General features: G+C 57.4%; 15 protein-coding genes and 1 pseudogene. 13 read left to right on the forward strand and 3 right to left on the reverse strand.

The features are described from left to right. The first annotated feature begins 78 nt into the window (after window positions 1-78). The 4 genes from ADG72_RS07630 to pgi all read left to right on the forward strand — a co-directional run bounded on the left by ADG72_RS07630 (window position 79) and on the right by pgi (window position 5,924). A complete protein-coding gene (locus ADG72_RS07630) occupies window positions 79-369 on the forward strand; it encodes a DUF3017 domain-containing protein (protein ID WP_048714067.1) in 291 nt (96 codons plus the stop codon). 105 nt (window positions 370-474) lie between these two features. Beyond that, on the forward strand, window positions 475-1,815 hold the full coding sequence (locus ADG72_RS07635) for a dicarboxylate/amino acid:cation symporter (protein ID WP_048714070.1): 1,341 nt from the start codon (window positions 475-477) through the stop codon (window positions 1,813-1,815). Between the two features lie 104 nt (window positions 1,816-1,919). Further along, window positions 1,920-4,214, forward strand: coding sequence for a 6-phosphofructokinase (locus ADG72_RS07640; protein WP_048714072.1), 2,295 nt, complete (start codon window positions 1,920-1,922; stop codon window positions 4,212-4,214). 42 nt (window positions 4,215-4,256) lie between these two features. Next, window positions 4,257-5,924 carry a glucose-6-phosphate isomerase gene (gene pgi, locus ADG72_RS07645; protein WP_048714075.1) on the forward strand — a complete coding sequence of 556 codons (1,668 nt, stop codon included), beginning with the start codon at window positions 4,257-4,259 and terminating at the stop codon, window positions 5,922-5,924. 141 nt (window positions 5,925-6,065) lie between these two features. Here pgi and ADG72_RS07650 read toward each other — a convergent pair whose 3' ends face one another. Continuing rightward, on the reverse strand, window positions 6,066-7,103 hold the full coding sequence (locus tag ADG72_RS07650) for a cation diffusion facilitator family transporter (protein ID WP_048714078.1): 1,038 nt from the start codon (window positions 7,101-7,103) through the stop codon (window positions 6,066-6,068). Window positions 7,104-7,166: 63 nt separating this feature from the next. Beyond that, window positions 7,167-7,619, reverse strand: a pseudogene (locus ADG72_RS07655) (zinc-binding dehydrogenase); the annotation flags it as partial. A 56-nt stretch (window positions 7,620-7,675) separates the two neighbouring features. Between ADG72_RS07655 and ADG72_RS07660 the strand changes: the two are divergent. Then, the gene (locus tag ADG72_RS07660; RefSeq protein ID WP_048714082.1) at window positions 7,676-8,506 is read left to right on the forward strand and encodes an exodeoxyribonuclease III; all 831 of its coding nucleotides are present in this window, start codon (window positions 7,676-7,678) and stop codon (window positions 8,504-8,506) included. 4 nt (window positions 8,507-8,510) lie between these two features. Here the strand turns inward: ADG72_RS07660 and ADG72_RS07665 are convergent, their stop codons facing one another. Beyond that, window positions 8,511-9,053, reverse strand: a complete 543-nt coding sequence (locus ADG72_RS07665) for a 2'-5' RNA ligase family protein (protein WP_048714085.1) — start codon at window positions 9,051-9,053, stop codon at window positions 8,511-8,513. A 158-nt stretch (window positions 9,054-9,211) separates the two neighbouring features. On the opposite strand from ADG72_RS07665, the gene galK reads away from it, so the two are divergent. From galK to ADG72_RS07705, 8 genes are all read left to right on the forward strand, one after another. Beyond that, window positions 9,212-10,450 carry a galactokinase gene (galK, locus tag ADG72_RS07670; protein ID WP_048714088.1) on the forward strand — a complete coding sequence of 413 codons (1,239 nt, stop codon included), beginning with the start codon at window positions 9,212-9,214 and terminating at the stop codon, window positions 10,448-10,450. A gap of 81 nt (window positions 10,451-10,531) precedes the next feature. Continuing rightward, on the forward strand, window positions 10,532-11,140 hold the full coding sequence (gene pth / locus ADG72_RS07675; RefSeq protein WP_048714091.1) for an aminoacyl-tRNA hydrolase: 609 nt from the start codon (window positions 10,532-10,534) through the stop codon (window positions 11,138-11,140). Continuing rightward, complete coding sequence (mfd, locus tag ADG72_RS07680) at window positions 11,141-14,773, forward strand: transcription-repair coupling factor (RefSeq protein ID WP_048714094.1); 3,633 nt, start codon at window positions 11,141-11,143, stop codon at window positions 14,771-14,773. A 52-nt stretch (window positions 14,774-14,825) separates the two neighbouring features. Beyond that, the gene (locus ADG72_RS07685) at window positions 14,826-15,410 is read left to right on the forward strand and encodes a hypothetical protein (RefSeq protein WP_048714097.1); all 585 of its coding nucleotides are present in this window, start codon (window positions 14,826-14,828) and stop codon (window positions 15,408-15,410) included. 240 nt (window positions 15,411-15,650) lie between these two features. Further along, on the forward strand, window positions 15,651-16,931 hold the full coding sequence (gene eno / locus ADG72_RS07690; RefSeq protein ID WP_009408921.1) for a phosphopyruvate hydratase: 1,281 nt from the start codon (window positions 15,651-15,653) through the stop codon (window positions 16,929-16,931). Between the two features lie 150 nt (window positions 16,932-17,081). Next, window positions 17,082-17,855: an FtsB family cell division protein gene (locus ADG72_RS07695; RefSeq protein ID WP_080978675.1), complete on the forward strand. Its 774-nt coding sequence runs from the start codon at window positions 17,082-17,084 to the stop codon at window positions 17,853-17,855. Between the two features lie 168 nt (window positions 17,856-18,023). Next, a complete protein-coding gene (locus tag ADG72_RS07700; protein WP_048714103.1) occupies window positions 18,024-18,545 on the forward strand; it encodes a DUF501 domain-containing protein in 522 nt (173 codons plus the stop codon). 30 nt (window positions 18,546-18,575) lie between these two features. Then, entirely contained in the window at window positions 18,576-19,556 is a 981-nt protein-coding gene (locus ADG72_RS07705) for a Ppx/GppA phosphatase family protein (protein WP_048714106.1), read from the forward strand.

A 19,556-nucleotide genomic window follows, 5' to 3' on the forward strand; every position in this document is an offset into this window, starting at 1 on the left:
AGTGAGCCGACGGGTCTATCGTAGTCCGCTCGTTTGAGTGCGTCGCGCTTATGTCTGCTTTCGCGATACCCTGAAGACATGGAAGATCAGTCCTCGGGATCGACAGGCGGAGTCGCTACCTTAGTGAGCGTTGCCTTCGTTGTCCTTGCATGCATGCTGATCACCCTTCTTGCGGTCTTTAACCACCCGCATAAAGCTGTTCTGGTCCTGGTTGTGACGATGTTCATCATGGCGGTGATGCGCGCAGTGTGGCCTGGACGTCCCTGGTTTGCCTCAAGACGACGCTGGGCGGATGTTGGATTGTATGTCCTGCTTGGAGCCGTGATTTGGTACTTCTCGCCCTACACTGCAACGCTGGGGCTCGGGTGAATGTGACCCGGTAGACAAAGTGTCCATAATGTGGTCGATGGTGACTTCTTAGGCGAAAGCTGTCACTCTTGCCAAGTCCGTACTTCTTTATACGAGGTTTGAGCAATGAGAAAGTTTCTTGAACAGAGCGGCATCCTGATCTGGGTGCTGGTAGCGATCGTTCTGGCATTGGTTCTGGGTTCTGTCACCATTGGTGATTCCCACATTATGCCGTCGGCACTGGGCGATGTTTTCGTAACTTTCTCTACTATTTTTGGGCAGTTCCTGTCCTTCTCAATTCCGCTCATCATCATTGGTCTGGTGACCCCGGCAATTGCTGACCTGGGTAAGGGTGCAGGCCACTGGCTGGGTCTGACTGCGGCTCTCGCCTACGCCTCGACCATGTTTGCGGGCTTCCTCACCTACGCAGTGTGTGCCTACTTCTTCCCGAAGGTTCTTGTTGGGCAGCTGACTCAGGTAGAAACCCCGAAGGAAGTCCTCAAGACCTACTTCACCATCGAAATGCCTCCGGTCGTTGGTGTGATGACCGCACTCTTGCTGTCCTTCGTCATTGGAATTGGGCTGTCCTTGGTGCCCCGGGGCGTTCTGCGAAAGGGCTTTATTGAGTTCCGCGCGATCATCACCCGCTTGATCGAGAACATCATCGTTCCTCTTCTGCCCCTGCACATCTTCGGTATCTTCTTGAACCTCACCTACACCGGAGAAGCGGTTCACATCATGCGAACCCTGATTCGCGTGGTTGTCATTGTTCTGATTCTGGAAGTAGTCATTCTGCTCACGCAGTACTTTGTTGCCGGTGCGGTTGGCCGCGTCAACCCCTTTAAGGCGATCTTCACCATGCTTCCGGCGTACCTGACCGCATTGGGAACTTCCTCTTCGGCAGCGACGATTCCTGTCACCTTGCGACAGACCCGTAAGAATGGCGTGTCCGATGCTGTTTCCTCTTTCACCATTCCTCTGTGCGCAACGATTCACTTGGCGGGTTCAACCTCGAAGATTTTCGCTTTCGCTTTTGCGATCGTCTACACCCAGGGTATGACGGTTACCACCGCTCAGTGGGTCGGATTCATCTTCATGCTCGGCGTCACTATGGTGGCTGCTCCGGGTGTCCCCGGCGGTGCAATTATGGCAGCTACCGGTATCTTGCAGTCGATGCTGGGCTTCGATGATTCTGCAGTTGCTCTGATGATTGCCACCTACATTGCGCTTGACTCCTTCGGAACCGCAACGAACGTGACGGGTGACGGTGCGATCGCGATCATCATGGACCGTCTAACCGGCGGCAAGTTGGGGCCCGAAGGCGATTCAGAGCACACGCGTGAGCTTGCCTTTGACGGTATGGCCTACCTGCACAAGGTTTCGGTCGAGGGCGTTGTTAGCCCGGAAGAACTTGCAGAATCTGCGGCCTTGAACGGTGCGACAATCACTGAAAGCCCGCGTTCCTGAACGTTTTTTCACCCGGGATCTAGGGTGGATGCAACTGCGTGCGTTAAGCAATAGACTTAAAGAAGTTGTTCACCGATGATCACTGTGGAAATGGAGCACGACTCGTGGAGCAAGTGAGTGTCACAAGCGCGTCCGAGCCCGTAAAGATTGGCGTCCTCACCTCCGGTGGTGATGCCCAAGGAATGAATGCTGCGGTTCGTGCGGTTGTCCGCACCGCGCTGGCACGTGGCGCGCAGCCTTACGCAATCCTTGACGGCTGGGCGGGAGCGGTTAAAGGCGAAGCTTGCATTCGCGAAATGAGCTGGTCGGACGCCTCGGGAATCCTTGCAGAGGGCGGAACCGTTATTGGGACCGCTCGCTGCCCCGAATTTCGTGAATACGAAGGCCGTCACGCGGCAGCCTTGCACCTGATTGAAAAGGGAATCGACCGCCTGGTCGTCATCGGCGGTGACGGCTCGCTGTCCGGTACGGAAGAATTCCGTACGGAATGGGCCCAACACCTCAGCGAGCTGGTCGATGAAGGGGCTATCTCTACGCAGCAAGCGCAGCTGCATCAGCGCCTCTATATTGTCGGCTTGGTTGGCTCCATCGATAACGACATGGTCGGTACCGATATGACGATCGGGGCGGATAGCGCGCTTCATCGCATCGTTGACGCCATCGACCAGATTTCTTCGACTGCAGCCTCGCATCAGCGCACCTTTGTTGTCGAAGTTATGGGACGCCACTGCGGGTATCTACCGCTCATGTCAGCGGTAGCCGGCGGTGCTGACTATGTCTTCACTCCCGAGGATCCGGCACGTGATGGCTGGGAAGATGAAATGGTCGAGCGCCTGAAAGAAGGGCGTGCTGCAGGACGACGCGAATCCATCATCATCGTTGCTGAAGGCGCGACTGACCGCGCTGGTAACCCCATTTCTTCTCAAGACATCGCTGATGCCTTCAAAGAACGTACCGGAGAGGATGCGCGAATCACCATCCTCGGTCACGTTCAACGAGGCGGTGTTCCTTCCGCGTATGACCGCTGGATGTCGACACTCTTGGGCTTTGCCGCAGTCCAAGAGATCTTGAACCCTGCTGATCCCGATGTAGCGACAATTCTGGGTGTCCGCCACAATCGGGTGACCCGAATTCCGCTCATGGAAGCGGTCCATCAGACTCGAGGCGTCAAGGACCTCATTAAAGCTGGGGACTTTGCAGCCGCGCAGGCGGCTCGTGGACGTTCCTTCACCGTGATGGTCGGAATTAACCAGCTCCTGTCGACGCCTCCGACGCTGGCAGAGAATCCCCCCAGCGGATCCGCTAAGCGCGTTGCCATCATCCACGCAGGCGGTCTTGCCCCCGGCATGAATACTGCTGCGCGCGCTGCCGTCAGGCTTGGTATCGCTAAGGGCTGGACGATGCTTGGAATCGATGGCTCTTGGGCGGGACTTGCCGATAATCAGGTTCGCGAGCTGACGTGGGATGACGTTGAAGGATGGGCATTCCACGGTGGTGCTGAGCTCGGAACGCGCCGCCCCGTTCCCACAGTGAACGAGTACTACGCCTTGGGGCGCGCAATCGAACGCAATGAAATTGACGCCCTCTTGGTGGTCGGTGGTCTTAATGCATACCTGGCCGTCAAGGAAATGACCTCGGAGCTCGATCGCTACCCGGCTTTCCGTATTCCCATCGTTCTGATTCCAGCCTCGATCGACAATAACCTTCCCGGCGCTGAACTGGCGATTGGGACCGATACCGCACTGAATAATGCTGTGTGGGCATTGGATCGTATTAAGGAAAGCGCGGCTGCCTCCAAGCGCTGCTTCGTCGCAGAACTCATGGGGCGACGCTGCGGCTACCTCACGCTCATGTCAGGAATCGCCTCGGGCGCCGAATACGCCTATTTGAATGAGGAAAACACGACCCTGGCAGAGATTGATGAGGATGCGCACCGCCTGCGTGAAACTTTCGAGGCCGGTCGCCGTCTATTCCTTGTTGTTGTCAACGAGGAAGCGGACGCGCATTACAACCGTGAGTTCCTTGCGAACGTTTTCGAGGCTGAAAGTGACGGGCTCTATGACGTCCGTTCCTCTGCGCTTGGACACCTCCAGCAGGGCGGTGCTCCCAGTCCTTATGACCGTCTGCTTGCGACTCGCCTAGTCTTTGCCGCTCTGGGTGAATTGGACAGCCAGTTCTCGCAGGGACGTTCGCAGGCTGTCTACATCGGTGACGTGGGGAATACAATCCAAGTCCGTCCGGTAGACCGAATGTTTGATGATTTGGACATGGCGAATCGTCGTCCCTTCGATCAGTGGTGGCGTGATCTTCGCCCGATTCTGACCGCAGTGTCCATGCAGTCCCAGCCGCGAGAGCTTGAGCCGGTGACTATCATGCAAGCAGAGAGCTTTAATCACTAAGCGGGAAATTCCCGTGACCGTCGATCATCAGGAGAAAGCACGATGAGCGCAATTGACCCGACGACAACCCCCGCTTGGGCAGCACTGGATGAGCATGCAGAAGTGTTCAACCCCGATCTGCGTAGCTGGTTCCAGCAAGACCCAGAGCGCGCCCAGAAGTGGACGAAGAAAGTCGGGGACCTGTACATCGATTTGTCCAAGAACCTGATTAATGAAGAGACTCTCAATCAGCTTCTTGAACTGGCAGATCAGACCGAGGTCTTCCCCCTTCGTGATGCCATGCTTCGCGGTGACCGCATCAATGTCACTGAGAACCGTTCGGTCCTCCACACTGCGCTGCGTCGCGCTCCCGGTGAGGAACTGATCGTCGAGGGACGCAACGTCGTTGCAGATGTCCGCGAGGTTCTAGATCGCGTCTACTCCTTCGCCAATCGTGTGCGCAGCGGAGATTGGGTAGGCGTCACCGGAAAGCGCGTCGCAACCGTTGTCAACGTAGGTATTGGCGGCTCGGATCTTGGACCCGTCATGGCTTACGAAGCCTTGAAGCCCTACGTCCAAGAGGGTCTGGAATGCCGCTTCATTTCCAATATCGACCCGACCGACGTGGGAGAGACCACCAAGGATCTGGACCCCGAAACCACTCTGGTGATCGTCGCTTCAAAGACCTTCACCACTTTGGAGACCATCACCAACGCCCATGCGGTTCGCGATTGGTTCTTGAAGTCGCTGCGTGAAAAGGGAGTCATCGGCGATGACCCCGAACAAGAAAAGGAAGCGATCTCCAAGCATTTCGTTGCTGTCTCGACCGCGCTGGACAAGGTCGCAGAATTCGGTATCGATCCGGCAAACGCCTTCGGTTTCTGGAACTGGGTTGGCGGCCGTTACTCGGTAGATTCCGCGATTGGAACCTCTCTGGCAATCGCGATTGGCCCTGAGCACTTCGAGGAATTCCTTGGAGGCATGCGCACGATCGATCAGCATTTCGCTTCGGCAGCGCCCAAGGATAATGTCCCGCTCATCATGGGCCTGCTCAATGTCTGGTATTCAAACTTCTTGGGTGCCGACACCCACGCGGTGCTCCCGTACTCGCAGTACCTGCACCGTTTCCCCGCATACCTGCAGCAGCTCACCATGGAGTCAAATGGCAAGTCCGTGCGCCGCGATGGAAGCCCGGTCTTCTATGACACCGGCGAGGTCTTCTGGGGTGAGCCCGGAACGAATGGTCAGCACGCTTTCTACCAGCTGATTCATCAAGGAACCCGCATGGTTCCCGCAGATTTCATTGCCTTCGCACAGCCTTCGTGGCCGATTCGCGACGCTGATGCGGATATGCACGAGCTGTTCTTGTCGAACTTCTTCGCTCAGACCAAGGCCTTGGCTTTCGGTAAGACCGCAGAAGAGGTTCGCGCTGAAGGTACTGCCGAGGAACTGGTTTCTGCCCGTGTCTTCACCGGCAACCGTCCGACGACCTCGATTATGGCGCCCGCGCTGACCCCTTCGGTTTTGGGACAGCTCATTGCGCTCTATGAGCACATCACCTTCGTCGAGGGTGCGGTCTGGGGACTGGATTCCTTCGATCAGTGGGGCGTTGAGCTGGGTAAGGTTTTGGCCAAGCAGATTCTTCCCGCGATCGAGGGCGATCAGGCGGTCTTGGACCAACAGGATTCCTCAACTCGTTCGCTCATCGAGTTCTATCGCGCGAACCGCTGACATTGAACTAAGTTCGCGTCTGGGGGCCGTGGTCATTGCCGAGGCAGTGGCTGCGGCCCTCGCTTATGCGCGCACAGTGCCGTGTGGGTGTCTGTCCCTGAGCAGCTTGGGAGAAGTGGAGGGCGTAGAGCCGAAAAGGTTTTAGTGCTGAAGATGCTCGTGTTGTGCGTGAGAGATTGATTCGACCTGGAAGGTTGAGTGCGCGATTTCAACGGGGAAATGGTGCATCGCGCATTCGTTCAGTGAGTGAATGATCTGGTCTCGTTGGCTGGCGGTGACGGCCTCGGCAACCTCAATATGTGCGGTGACGGTGATGAGGTTCGAAGCCACTGAGCTCACGTGAAGGTCATGGACCTCCTCGACCAAGGGAATCGAGAGCATGTGCTGGCGGACCTGTGCAAGATCGATTTCCTCGGGCACTTCCTCCATCAAAATTCGCAGAGTGCGAAGTAGTAGCATGCAGGCTCGCGGAGCCATAAGCAGTGCGATGAAGATCGAGGCCACGGCATCTGCGCGATTCCATCCGCCGATCAATTCAACGATTGCAGCAATGATGACCGCCAGGGACCCCAAGGCATCATTGGCCACTTCAAGAATGGCAGCGCGCATATTGAGCGAAGCGTGGCGTCCACCGATCAGGACCAAGAGTGAGAGCGCGTTCGCCACCAAACCTAAAATTCCAACCCACAGCATGGGTGTTGCATGGACCTCAACGGGGGAGAGCAAGCGCTGAATGCCTTCAACCGCAACCAAAAGACTGATGATGACCAACATGCCAGCTTGGAAGGCTGCGGCAAGAACTTCTGAACGTGCCCATCCCCATGTCCGCCGGTTATCGCGGGGACGCAAAGCAAGCGTTGTCGCGATAAAAGCGATGACGAGCCCGGCAGAATCAACCGCCATATGTCCGGCATCGGCCGCAAGAGACAAAGAAGACGTGAAGAAAGCGGCAACAAGTTCTGTGATGAAAATCGTCGCTGTAATTGCCAGCGCAATTGCAAGCCTTTTACGAGAAGCAACATGTCCGTGCGAATGATCGTGACCGTGGGTATGCGTTGTGGATTCAGTGCGTCCGTCAATGGTGTTCAGTGACTCTGCACAGGGATCGTCTTTCACCCCGGGTACACACGGAGCCGCCAGATGTTCGTCTTGGGGAGAAGGAGTGAGTGAAGAACGCATGAAGTAAGCATAGTGCCCTGTCTTGACTGAAGACAAGGCACTGAGAGTTGACGGAGCCGGTGATTAGAGCGTCAACATCACCTTTGTCGCGCGGCGCTCGTCCATTGCGGCGTAACCTTCGGCGGCCTGCTCAAGCGGCAGGACTAAATCGAAGACAGCACCCGGGTTGATCTCACCGCGGTAGATTAGATCAATCATGGTCGGCAGGTACTTGCGCACGGCAGCGGGACCGCCGAACATGTGTACCTCGGCACCAAACATGCGACCCATATCCAGGGAAACGCCGTGGGGAACGCCCACGAATGACAGATGGCCACCGGGGCGCACGCAGCCTAGAGCCTGGTCGAAGGAGACCTCGTTACCCACCGCCTCGACGACGCCGTCGGCGCCCAGGCCTCCGGTCATTTCCTTGATGCGCGCGATGCCCTCTTCGCCGCGCTCTTCGACAATGTCAGTTGCGCCAAATGCGCGGGCCAGTGCCTGTCGATCCGCGTGCCTTGACATTGCGATTTCACTGAAGGCAAAGATTGCTCTCTCAGCCTGCTGATTCGCAAGCAAGTACACTAAAGTCCATGGCTTTCACTGTTACCAGCGTTAATGTCAACGGAATCCGCGCCGCACACCGCAAGGGCATGATGGAGTGGCTCGACGCCAACCCCTGTGATGTTCTTCTTCTCCAAGAAGTCCGTGCGGATGAAGAAATCGCCACTGAACTGCTGGGCGATTCGTGGGAAAGCATCATTCTTCCCTGCCGAATTAAGGGACGCGCTGGCGTTGCAGTTGCAGTGCGCAAGGATAGCGCTCATATCAGTGGAGAACCGCGCCTTTCCCTTGACGATCAGGAAACCGATGTCGATTCGGGACGTTGGCTAGAAGCAGTGGTTGAAACCAATGCGGGGCGCGTCCGTGTAGTTTCGGCCTACTTCCACTCGGGCGAAAAAGACACCCCCAAGCAGGATGCGAAGATGGCTCACCTTCCGCGCATTGGTCAGCGCATGGGGGAGCTTCTTTCCGAGGCCGAAGCGGGTTCTACGGACGTCTTGGGAACCGTTGTGGCCGGAGATTTCAATATCGTTCGCACCAGGTCCGATATTAAGAATTGGACCTCGAACCACAATAAGCGTGCGGGCGTACTCGATGAGGAAATCGCATTCCTGGATCAGTGGCTTGATGCGGGGTGGCATGACGTCATGCGCGACCTTGCCGGAGAAGTTCAGGGACCCTACACCTGGTGGTCCCAGCGCGGTCAGGCATTTACCAATGACACCGGTTGGCGTATCGATTATCAGTTCGCAACACCCGCGCTGGCTGCAAAGGCTCAGTCTTTTTCAATCGGCCGCGCGGCCTCGTACGAGGAGCGGTGGAGCGACCACGCCCCGCTGTCGGTGAGCTACGAACTCTAAGTGCTCAGGCGCTCTCGAAATCGAAGAGTGCCATGGAGGAGTAGACGCCGTTCTCGTCCACGCGATCTAAGCGGAATCCGGGGACCATCCACGATGCCTCGTCGCAGGGGCCCAAATTCATTGCGCGATCAAGGAGAGCGTCAGGGACGCCCTGCGCTAGGGTCACGTGGGCGTGATAGGGGAAGCGTGCGGGTGCATCCAAGGGGCCCGAGCGAATATCCTCGGCCAACATCGTGCACTCGCGCTCACCTTCGGCAAGGGAAAGGTAAACGACGGGAGAAACGGGACGGAAAGTGCCGGTGTCCCCCAGAGTGACGCGGAAAGGTGTGTAGCGCTGAGCGACGCTGCGAAGGTGCTCGATCACTTCTTCGCGCCGTTCCATATCTACTGCGGTGGGCGGCAAGATTGTAATGTGTGCGGGCACTTTCGTACCCTGATCATCCCCAAGGCTCACGCGGATATCGGTAAGAACGCTCACCCATGGTTCAGGCAGGGCAACAACAACGCCCAGCCATTCTTGGCCCGGTAAGCGCTGTGGAAGATACATTGAACTACCTGAAATGGGGAATAGGAACCTGCTCATGGTACATGGATGCAGGGGTTCGGGGCACATTGAGCTGGCAAAGATCGTTGCGTAGAGAACTGCCTGAATAGGCTAGGCTTGTCGGTAGTGTACGAGTTTGAAACACCCAAGGAAGTGTGCACGTGGAACTGTCATGGTCAGCGGCTTTAAGCGCCGAAGAAGGACGCGAACTAGCTGCTCAGCTCTTTGAAGAAACTTTTGGCTACCAGCCCCAAGATGTCTGGTCTGCCCCCGGGCGTGTCAACGTCATTGGTGAGCACGTTGACTACAACGGTGGTCCCTGTCTGCCAATCGCACTGCCGCATCGGGCATTCATTGCCTATGCCCCCCGCGAAGACCGTTTGTTGCGCCTGGTGTCGCCCCAGACTCGCGAGGCCGTGGATGAGTTGGACCTAGACCGCATTGCTCCGCGCGGCTGCGAGGACGAAGTAAGCGGCTGGGCCGCGTATCTTTCTGGCGTTGCCTGGGCCCTTGAGAAATCGGGGTACGGTCCGCTTCATGGTTTCGACGCCGCGCTCTACTCTTGCGTGCCCCGCGGTGGCGGGCTTTCATCTTCGGCTGCGCTTGAGTGCGCGATGGCTGTTGCGATTGACGAGGCCGAGGGGCTGGGTCTCGCTGGAAACGTGAGCCAGCCCAATGACGCCGGTCGAACAATACTTGTCGAGTGTGCTCGCATGGCAGAAAATCAGATCGCAGGCGCGAACACCGGCGGCCTGGATCAGACTGCTTCACTGCGTTGCCTCAGTGGACATGCGCTGGCACTGGATTGTCGAGATATGAGTGTTGAGCACATTCCTTTCGATCTGGAATCGCAGGGGCTTGCTTTACTGGTCATTGATACCCGCGCTGCTCATTCACTCGCGGACGGACAGTATGGTCAGCGTCGTGCCGATTGTGAAGAGGCCGCACGCCAGTTGGGCGTTGATCAGCTTGTTGACGTCGAGGACCTCGAGGCTGCCACTCAAGCTTTGAGTGATGAGCGCTTGATCAAGCGTATGCGTCACGTTGTTTCTGAAATTGCGCGCACCCGCGCCCTTATTGAGCTCCTGAAGGAAGGGCCGCTTGAGGGAGACCGCCTCAAAGTCGTGGGCGCCCTTATGAATGATTCGCATGACTCACTGCGCGATGATTACGAGGTGTCGTGCCTAGAGCTCGACGTTGCCGTTGACGCTGCGCGAGCGGCAGGAGCCTACGGAGCGCGGATGACTGGTGGCGGCTTTGGTGGAAGTGCAATTGCGCTTGTTGACCGCGAGTGCCTAGAGGAAACCGCGCAGGCGGTCGCGCAGGCTTATAGCGAACGCGGATTGGGTGCGCCGGCATTCATTGTTGCTGTACCTTCTGCGCCAGCCGGCAGACTCTGATGCCGCGCAATTGACGGATGAGCGAGGTGTGCCAGCTCTTTCCTGGACGCAGATGCAGGAAGGGGGTGGCACAATCGTTCTATGACTTCAACGGATCCCTGGATGGTTGTCGGCCTGGGTAACCCTGGCGCGCAGTACGCCAATACCCGTCACAATGTCGGCCATATGCTCATCGATCTTCTTGCCCACAATGCGGGAGTGCAGCTGAGTTCGCACCGCTCGGGAACCCACTGCGCGGATATTCGGCTGGGAATGCTCCCCGGAGGGATCCCGGGGCCCCGCGTTATTCTGGCAACCAGTGACTCCTACATGAACACCTCCGGCGGCCCCATTGGGCGCCTTGCAAAGTTCATGAATGTTGACCCCTCGCATCTTCTGGTCGTCCACGATGATCTGGACCTTCCCGCTGGCTCATTGCGTTTGAAGACAGGTGGTGGCGAAGGCGGGCACAACGGCTTGAAGTCGATCTCCCAGGTACTGGGGACAAAAGACTACAACCGCCTTCGTATCGGGATTGGACGTCCGCCGGGACGTATGAATCCAGCCGATTACGTCTTAGCGCGGATGAATGGCAGCGAGCTTGATGACCTCGCCGTCACCATCGCCCAGGCCGCCGATGTTGTCGAAGATATTGTGACCACCAGTTTCAGTGAGGCGCAGCAGCGCCTGCACACGCGTCAGGGAGCCTAAGTGCCACAGTTTTCCGCTCTTCTTCCCGTCTTTGCTCAGGATGAGGCGCTTCATTGCGTCCTTGAATCCATTGATCGTGGTGAATCAGGATGCGTTGTTGCGCCTGCGGGTGCTCGCATTCCTCTGATCGCCTCAATGGTTCAACGCCGTCATCAGACAATTTACGTCGTTGTTCCTACGGGACGCGAAGCAGAAGAAACCGCAAGTGCCTTGCGCGCATGGGTTGAAGACGTCGAGGTTTTCCCCTCATGGGAAACGCTGCCTCACGAGCGCCTGTCGCCACAGGTCGACACTATGGCGCAAAGAATTGCCGTCTTACGCCGTCTGATCCACCCGCAATCGGGAGACGAACATGCGGGGGCACTGAATGTCGTCGTCATCCCAGTTCGCGCTCTCATGCAGCCCATCATTCACGGGATCGCGGATCGCGCTCCCGTACGCGTTAAAGCCGGAGATATTGTCGATCTGCCCGACCTTGCCCGGGAGCTTGAAAACCTAGGTTATACGCGCGTCGATATGGTGGAGCAACGCGGACAATTCTCGGTTCGCGGTGGCATTCTTGATGTTTTCCCGCCCCAGGAAGCACACCCCCTGCGTATCGAATTGTGGGGGGATGAGGTCGATGAAATCCGTGCCTTCTCTCTGTCAGATCAACGAACATTGGGAGTTGTTGATTCGGGTGTATGGGCTGTTGCCTGCCGCGAATTACTGCTGACGCCTCAAGTTCGCGCAAAGGCTCGCACTGAGATGGATCGTCTGCCCGGCGCCGCAGAAATCCTCGAGCTTGCCTCTCAAGGAATCGCTGCCCCCGGCCTCGAATCCCTAGCACCGATCCTTGTCGGTGGAATGGATTCCTTCCTTGACTTGATCCCCGCGGGTGGACTCTTTGTCGCCATCGATCCCGAACGTATTCGCGCTCGCGGCACGGACTTGGTTGCGACAACCGAAGAATTTCTCTCTGCTGCATGGTCACAGGCAGCAGGTGGGGGAGCGGTCCCTCTCGAGGCGGGTGATGCCTCCTTCATCCCGCTAGAGGAAATTTGGGGAGCGCAGGGACGCCCGTGGTGGGAGCTGACGGCACTTCCCCCGGCTGAACTTGCCGAGGCCATGGCCAAGAATTCCCACGGCCTCGGGGACGGGGTGGAAAGCGAAGCCACATCGGGGGCGCTGCTCAAAAAAGAAGCGCACTCGGTCATCGTCTCGGATACCTTGGTGGCGCTTGGCGCGCGCGATGTTCGTCCCTACCGAGGGGACTACACTCGCGCACTTGAGGACATTCGAACGCTTATTCGCAGCGGATGGACGCTCATCCTTGCAGCAGAAGGTGAAGGCCCAGCGCGGCGTCTGTATTCGATTGCGACCGATGCGGGAATCGGAAGTCGAATTGTTCAAGAAATCGATCCCACGCAGGACTCATCGGTTCTTGATGTTGTGGCAGCTCCACGAACGAAGGGCTTTGTCGCGCCGGATCTAAAACTGGCGATCATCTCTGAGTCGGATCTTTCTGGGCGAGTTGGTGCAACGACTCGCGATATGCGCAAGATGCCCTCGAGGCGACGCAAAGGTGTGGATCCTCTCAGCCTCCATCCGGGGGACTACATCGTCCACGACCAGCACGGTATTGGGCGCTTCATCGAATTGGTGTCCCGCACGGTTGGACGCGGTGAGGGCCAGGTGACCAGGGACTACCTGGTCTTGGAATACGCACCGTCGAAACGAGGCCAGCCCGGAGATCGTCTCTTCATCCCCACAGATAGCCTGGATCAAATCTCGAAATACACCGGCTCGGATCAGCCCGCACTGACCAAGATGGGCGGTGCCGACTGGGAGAAAACAAAAGCTAAGGCGCGCAAGGCCGTTAAAGAAATCGCGCAAGAGCTCATCCGCCTGTACGCCGTCCGTCAGGCGACGAAGGGTCATGCCTTCGGCCCAGATACCCCCTGGCAACGCGAATTGGAAGATTCCTTCCCCTACGTCGAGACTCCCGATCAGCTGGTCACTATCGACGAAGTCAAGGCGGATATGGAAAAGCCGATGCCCATGGACCGTCTGCTAACGGGCGATGTTGGCTACGGAAAGACCGAAATCGCCGTGCGTGCGGCTTTTAAGGCGATTCAAGACGGCAAGCAGGTCGCACTGTTGGTTCCAACGACCCTTCTGGTTCAACAGCACGCGGAAACCTTCGCGGAGCGCTACGCGGGATTCCCAGTGACGATCGGCACCCTCTCGCGCTTCTCAACGCCGAAGGAAGCAGAGAAAGTCAAGGAAGGATTGGCCTCGGGAGGAGTGGACCTGGTGATTGGTACCCACTCGCTGCTCAGTGGTGCCATTGCTTTCAAGGACTTGGGTCTGGTCATCATTGATGAGGAACAACGTTTTGGCGTTGAACACAAGGAAACGCTCAAGGCTCTGCGTGCGGATGTCGATGTTCTCTCGATGTCGGCAACGCCTATTCCCAGAACCTTGGAGATGGCGGTTTCGGGTATTCGTGAAATGTCGATTCTTCAGACTCCTCCCGAAGAACGACAGCCCGTCCTTACCTTTGTGGGTGCCCACACCGATGCGCAGGTCAGTGCGGCGATTCGCAGGGAACTCCTGCGCGATGGGCAGGTTTTCTACGTCCACAACCGCGTGGATTCGATTTCTTCGGTTGCAGCACATATCCAAGAGCTTGTTCCCGAGGCGCGAATTAGAGTGGCCCACGGAAAGCTCAACGAACATCAGTTGGAAAGCGTCATCGTTGATTTCTGGAACCACGATTTTGACGTGCTGGTGTGTACGACCATCGTGGAAACCGGCCTGGATATTTCCAATGCGAATACATTGATCGTTGACCGCGCGGATACCTTTGGTCTGTCCCAATTGCACCAGTTGCGTGGGCGTGTGGGCCGAGGCCGTGAGCGCGCTTATGCGTACTTCTTCTATCCCTCGGATCGCCCGCTTTCAGAAACCGCCCACGAGAGGCTGCAAACGATTGCCCAGAACGCTGATCTGGGGGCCGGTCTTGCCGTTGCCCAGCGTGATCTTGAGATCCGAGGCGCCGGTAACCTTCTGGGAGGCGCTCAATCTGGACACATCGAAGGCGTGGGCTTTGACCTGTACGTCCGGATGGTTGCCGATGCGGTTGCGGCCTTCAAGGGGCAGCGCAAGGAAGAGAAGAAGGACCTGCGCCTAGACGTGACCGTTGATGCGCATATTCCCGAAAGCTATATTTCCGCAGAACGCTTGCGTTTGGAGGTCTACGGCAAGATCGCCGCGGTGGAAAACAGTGAGCAGGAAAAGGACCTGCGCGATGAAATTACAGACCGCTATGGCCCCATTCCGCCTCAGGTGGACTTGCTCTTCGAAATTGCGCGCCTGCGTGCTCTTCTTCGACAGATCGGAATCGACGAAGTCGCCACACAGGGCAAGTACCTGCGTATTCACCCGATCGAATTGAAGGAATCTCAGGCGCTTCGTCTGAAGCGTTTGTACCCCGGTTGTGTCGTTAAAGCTGCGGTTCGCCAACTTTTGGTTCCTCTCCCCATGACGGCGCGGGTTGGGGGAGTACCTTTGACCGATCACGCCTTGCTTGAATGGATCGAGAACCTTCTGACAAAGGTTCTGAATCCGACCGTGGCTTCAAAGCGCTGATGAGAGCGCTACACTGACACCTATACAGAGCGTTATTTCGGAGGATGTTTTCATGGTTTCTCTCTCGCGTGCATCGAAGGCGGCAGCGATCCTTGTCGCATGTGGTCTGGGATTGGGTGCCTGTTCTGCACACCCGGGAACCGCGGCAATCATCGGGGACTGGAGCGTGAGCGAGGCCGAACTTGACCTCTCAAGCCAGCAACTCAGCGATCTTCATGGCCAACAGGTCGACGCTGCCCAATTCCTCCCCGAACTGAGCTCGTCGCGCGCGCTGGGACAAGTCGCTGAAGAAAACGGCGTGACTGTTTCGGATGAAGAAATCGCCGAACAGTTCAAGATTATGGGACAGCGCGTGGTGGACCGCGGTGGAACAAGCACTCCGATTGCAGATCCCACGCCCTTCCTGAAGACCCTTGTCAAAGACACCTTGGCGCTGCAGAAGCTGCGCTCGATGGACTTGTCGACCGAAAAGTCGCAAGAACTGAACAATAAAGTCTCACAGATCATGTCCTCGACTAAGGTCGAAATCAACCCGCGTTATGGCACCTACAACACTCAAAGTCGCAAACTGACTCAGGGAGTCTTTGGCGATGTTGTTCGTTCCAGCTCAGTGAACCAGCAGGGCGGACAAAAATAAGACCGACTCACCTGCGGTGTATGAGCATGCACCGGAACTTCTGAAATGTGATGTATCGCCCACCCTTCGGGGTGGGCGATACGGCATTTATGGGGACCTATGTCTAAATTGCGCCACTAACTGACCAAACGTGAGGAAGAAAATGTCACGGCCCACTCGCGTAGCAGTTATGCAGCGGGGCTGAATGTACTAGCGTTAGACACGACAGTAGTCACGTAGTTAATCGATTGGAGAATTAACGTGGCAAGCATTGAAGCAATCGGAGCTCGCGAGATCCTTGATTCCCGCGGTAACCCCACCGTCGAGGTTGAGGTCGTCCTTGAAGACGGCACCTTTGAGCGCGCAGCAGTTCCCTCTGGTGCATCCACCGGTGCATTCGAGGCCGTTGAACGTCGTGATGGCGACAAGGGTCGTTACCAGGGCAAGGGCGTTCAAGACGCCGTTGACGCCGTGAACGAGATCATCGCCCCCGAACTCATTGACGAAGACGCATCCGATCAGCGTCGTATCGACGAGATTATGATCGAGCTGGACGGCACCCCGAACAAGGGCAAGCTCGGCGCCAATGCAATTCTCGGTGTCTCCCTTGCTGTTGCAAAGGCTGCAGCTGAGTCCGCAGGCCTGCCCCTGTACCGTTACCTGGGTGGCCCCAACGCTCACATCCTCCCCGTTCCCATGATGAACATCCTCAACGGTGGTTCTCACGCGGACACCAACGTTGACATTCAGGAGTTCATGATTGCTCCTCTGGGTGCACCGACCTTCCGTGAAGCCCTCCGCTGGGGCGCCGAGGTCTACCACACCCTCAAGGCAGTCATCAAGGAACGCGGTCTGTCCACCGGCCTGGGCGACGAGGGCGGCTTCGCACCGAACCTCTCCTCCAACGCCGCTGCGCTGGACCTGATCATCGAGGCCATCGAGAAGGCCGGCTTCAAGCCCGGCACCGATGTTGCGCTCGCACTGGACGTCGCTTCCTCTGAGTTCTTCAAGGACGGCCTGTACCAGTTCGAAGGCGAAGGCCGTTCGACCGACTACATGGTTTCCTACTACGAGAAGCTCATCCGCGACTACCCGCTGGTCTCCATCGAAGACCCGTTGTCAGAAGACGAATGGGATGCATGGACCGCACTGACCGCAGAAATCGGCAACCGCGTCCAGCTCGTTGGCGACGACCTCTTCGTCACCAACCCCGAGCGTCTGCGCAAGGGCATCGAGCTGCACGCAGCAAACGCCCTGCTGGTCAAGGTGAACCAGATCGGTTCGCTGACCGAGACCCTGGACGCCGTGGAAGAGGCACACCGCAATGGTTACCGCTCCATGACCTCTCACCGTTCCGGCGAGACCGAGGACACCACCATTGCTGACCTCGCAGTTGCCACCAACTCCGGCCAGATCAAGACCGGTGCTCCGGCTCGTTCCGAGCGCGTCGCGAAGTACAACCAGCTCCTGCGCATCGAAGAGGATCTCGACGATGCAGCAGTGTACGCGGGTCGTTCCTCCTTCCCCCGCGCTTCCTTCTGAGAAGAACGCACTGACACGCTCCTAGAAGCGTGAATAAGGGTGGGTGACGAGAAATCGTCACCCACCCTTCATTTTGCGATCCGCCCCTCATTTGCTACCACGCGAGTTTTAGAGTCGACCCGAGCGACCGATGTAAGGCACCATAGGGATATGGCTCAGAAACCGAAAAAGGGACGACCGGTCGTTCCAAACGCCCGCAGGCGGCGCAGTGTCTCTGAGCCCGATGCGCAACGGCGGCCTCGGCAAGGAAGTCGAAATCCTCTGCGTTCTTCCGCCGCAGGCTCCCAAACCTCAACTTCAGCGGGTTCTTCTCGTCCGCAGGGCGGAAGGAAGGAGGACCGAGCGACCCGGACGCGTACTTCTGCGGTGGCAACAGCGCAGCGTCCTGCCTCCCTGTCCTTTGGTGGAATCGAGATCTCTCTGAGGATCTTGGGACTTCTTCTGTTGGGTGCGCTTCTCGCCCTTCTTCTGGTCCCTTCGTTCATGCAGCTGTGGAGCCAAGAACGCGAACTGTCTGCGATCAAAAACAAAGTTCAACAGACGCAAGCTGATAACGAAGCTAAACGTCAGCAGCTTCAACTTTGGTCGAATCCGCAATACATTGCTTCTCAGGCGCGCGAGCGTTTGGGCTACGTGAAACCCGGAGAAACTCAGTATTCGGTTCTTGATCCGGGTAAGGACTATCAGGATCAGGCTCAGGTTGCTGCCGCGCGTGAAGCTGGACCGGCTCGCCCGTGGATCCAGGTTCTTTCGCTCACCGTTGAAGAGGCTGATCACCCAACGGGGAATATTCAAACCGCTCAGACTGCGGGAGGCAGTTCTTCGACCTCTCCCAGCCAGGCCCCACAGTCCAGCGAAACGGCGGGTACGGAGCAGGGTAGTAGCGCCTCGCAAACTCTAAGCTCGCAGGGGTCAGGAAACTAATTCTTTCTTCAGCGCTCGCACTGGGCGGACGGCCTCGTAAAGTGGGCATATTCATCCCGTATCAACTGTGCAGGTGGCAACCCATTTCGTGTCTTTTTTCATTGGGCTTACTGCCGTCATTTGCCCGTGATCGAGTAAAATAAACCGGGTTTATTCGAAAGGTGAGGAATGATGAGCGCCATTACGCCGGCGAGTGACGCCGATCTTCAGGTTCTTGAAGAACAATTGGGACGCGTTCCGCGCGGCGTTGTCGGGATTGCAGCCCGCTGCGTGTGTGGAAAACCCACAGTCGTGGCAACCGCGCCTCGCCTTGAAGACGGAACGCCTTTCCCCACGACTTTCTACCTGACTAGTCCCGGCGCTGTCCGTGCGTGCTCGACCTTGGAAGCAACCAAGGTGATGGAGGAATTCAACCAGGACCTTGCCGAAGACGAGGAACTGCGTGCGGCCTATCAGCATGCTCATCAGGCCTACATCGCAGCGCGCGAGGAACTGGGCGCGCAGTTGAAGCTTGATGTTCCTGAAATTCATGGGGTTTCTGCTGGCGGAATGCCGACCCGCGTCAAATGCCTGCACGCACTGGTTGGACATGCTTTGGCTGCTGGTCGCGGCGTGAATCCGATCGGGGATCGCGCGCTGGACATGATGCGTGAACGCGGCCTGTGGGATACGGCCGCCTGCACCTGCTGACTGACAATACGACTAAGAAAGAATGAGATCATGACGCGGGTAGCGGCAATTGACTGTGGAACAAACTCAATTCGACTTCTAGTGGCCGATGGCGTGCTCAAGGGTGATGCCATTGCGCTCAACGATTTGACGCGCCAGATGCGCATTGTGCGCCTTGGGCAGGACGTTGATCGTACGGGACGACTGGCTCCCGAGGCGATCGAGCGGACACTTGCCGCAGTACGTGAGTACAAGCGCATGATTGACAATCTGGAAGCCGAAGAGATTCGTTTTGTCGCAACCTCTGCAATGCGCGATGCGGAAAACCGCGACGAATTCATTGAACCTGTGAAGGAAATCTTGGGCGTTTACCCCGAGGTCGTTCCCGGAACCGAGGAAGCCGCACTCTCCTTCGCCGGTGCAGCCAGTGGCGTCGTTGGCCAAGAACGCGGCAAGGTGCTTGTCGTTGATATCGGGGGAGGGTCGACCGAAATGGTCGTGGGAACTCTGGGAAAGGGAGTTGCTGAGGCCTATTCCGCAGATATGGGTTCAGTCCGCGTGACGGAGAAGTTCTTTGCTTCTTGCGCTAGCGACCAGCCGATTCCCGACGGGGTGCAGGCGCAGGCAAGCGAGTGGATCGACGCTCGCCTTGACGAGGCCGAGGAGATCGTTGACTTTTCCTCGGTCCGCGCCGTTGTTGGTGTCGCTGGCACCATCACGACGATTGCTGCTCACGCCTTGGGTTTGAGTTCCTACCAGCCTGAGAAGATTGATGGCGCTTTCTTGAGCCACGAGGCCACCGATTCCTCCGTGCGTTTTATGCTTGAGCAACCTCTTGCTGTGAAGGCAGCTCTGGGCTTTATGCCTGAGGGACGCGCTGACGTTATTGCAGGCGGAGCGCTCATTTGGAAGCGCGTTATGGATCGAGTGACTCTTCGCTGTGAGAGTAGCGGACACGAAATCACGGGCGCATTGGTCTCAGAACACGATATCCTTGACGGTATCGCACTTTCGATGCTCAATCGTCGATAG

The organism is Trueperella pyogenes (genome assembly GCF_001070855.1).
GTDB classification, from domain to species: Bacteria; Actinomycetota; Actinomycetes; order Actinomycetales; family Actinomycetaceae; genus Pauljensenia; species Pauljensenia pyogenes_A.

Bases quoted from the DNA above. Each gene is read 5' to 3' on its own strand.
- ADG72_RS07660 (WP_048714082.1), top strand. From the start codon at position 7,676: ATGGCTTTCACTGTTACCAGCGTTAATGTCAACGGAATCCGCGCCGCA.
- ADG72_RS07650 (WP_048714078.1), bottom strand. From the start codon at position 7,103: ATGCGTTCTTCACTCACTCCTTCTCCCCAAGACGAACATCTGGCGGCT.
- ADG72_RS07635 (WP_048714070.1), top strand. From the start codon at position 475: ATGAGAAAGTTTCTTGAACAGAGCGGCATCCTGATCTGGGTGCTGGTA.
- ADG72_RS07700 (WP_048714103.1), top strand. From the start codon at position 18,024: ATGATGAGCGCCATTACGCCGGCGAGTGACGCCGATCTTCAGGTTCTT.
- ADG72_RS07695 (WP_080978675.1), top strand. From the start codon at position 17,082: ATGGCTCAGAAACCGAAAAAGGGACGACCGGTCGTTCCAAACGCCCGC.
- ADG72_RS07665 (WP_048714085.1), bottom strand. From the start codon at position 9,053: ATGTATCTTCCACAGCGCTTACCGGGCCAAGAATGGCTGGGCGTTGTT.
- pgi (WP_048714075.1), top strand. From the start codon at position 4,257: ATGAGCGCAATTGACCCGACGACAACCCCCGCTTGGGCAGCACTGGAT.
- ADG72_RS07630 (WP_048714067.1), top strand. From the start codon at position 79: ATGGAAGATCAGTCCTCGGGATCGACAGGCGGAGTCGCTACCTTAGTG.
- pth (WP_048714091.1), top strand. From the start codon at position 10,532: ATGACTTCAACGGATCCCTGGATGGTTGTCGGCCTGGGTAACCCTGGC.
- ADG72_RS07685 (WP_048714097.1), top strand. From the start codon at position 14,826: ATGGTTTCTCTCTCGCGTGCATCGAAGGCGGCAGCGATCCTTGTCGCA.
- ADG72_RS07705 (WP_048714106.1), top strand. From the start codon at position 18,576: ATGACGCGGGTAGCGGCAATTGACTGTGGAACAAACTCAATTCGACTT.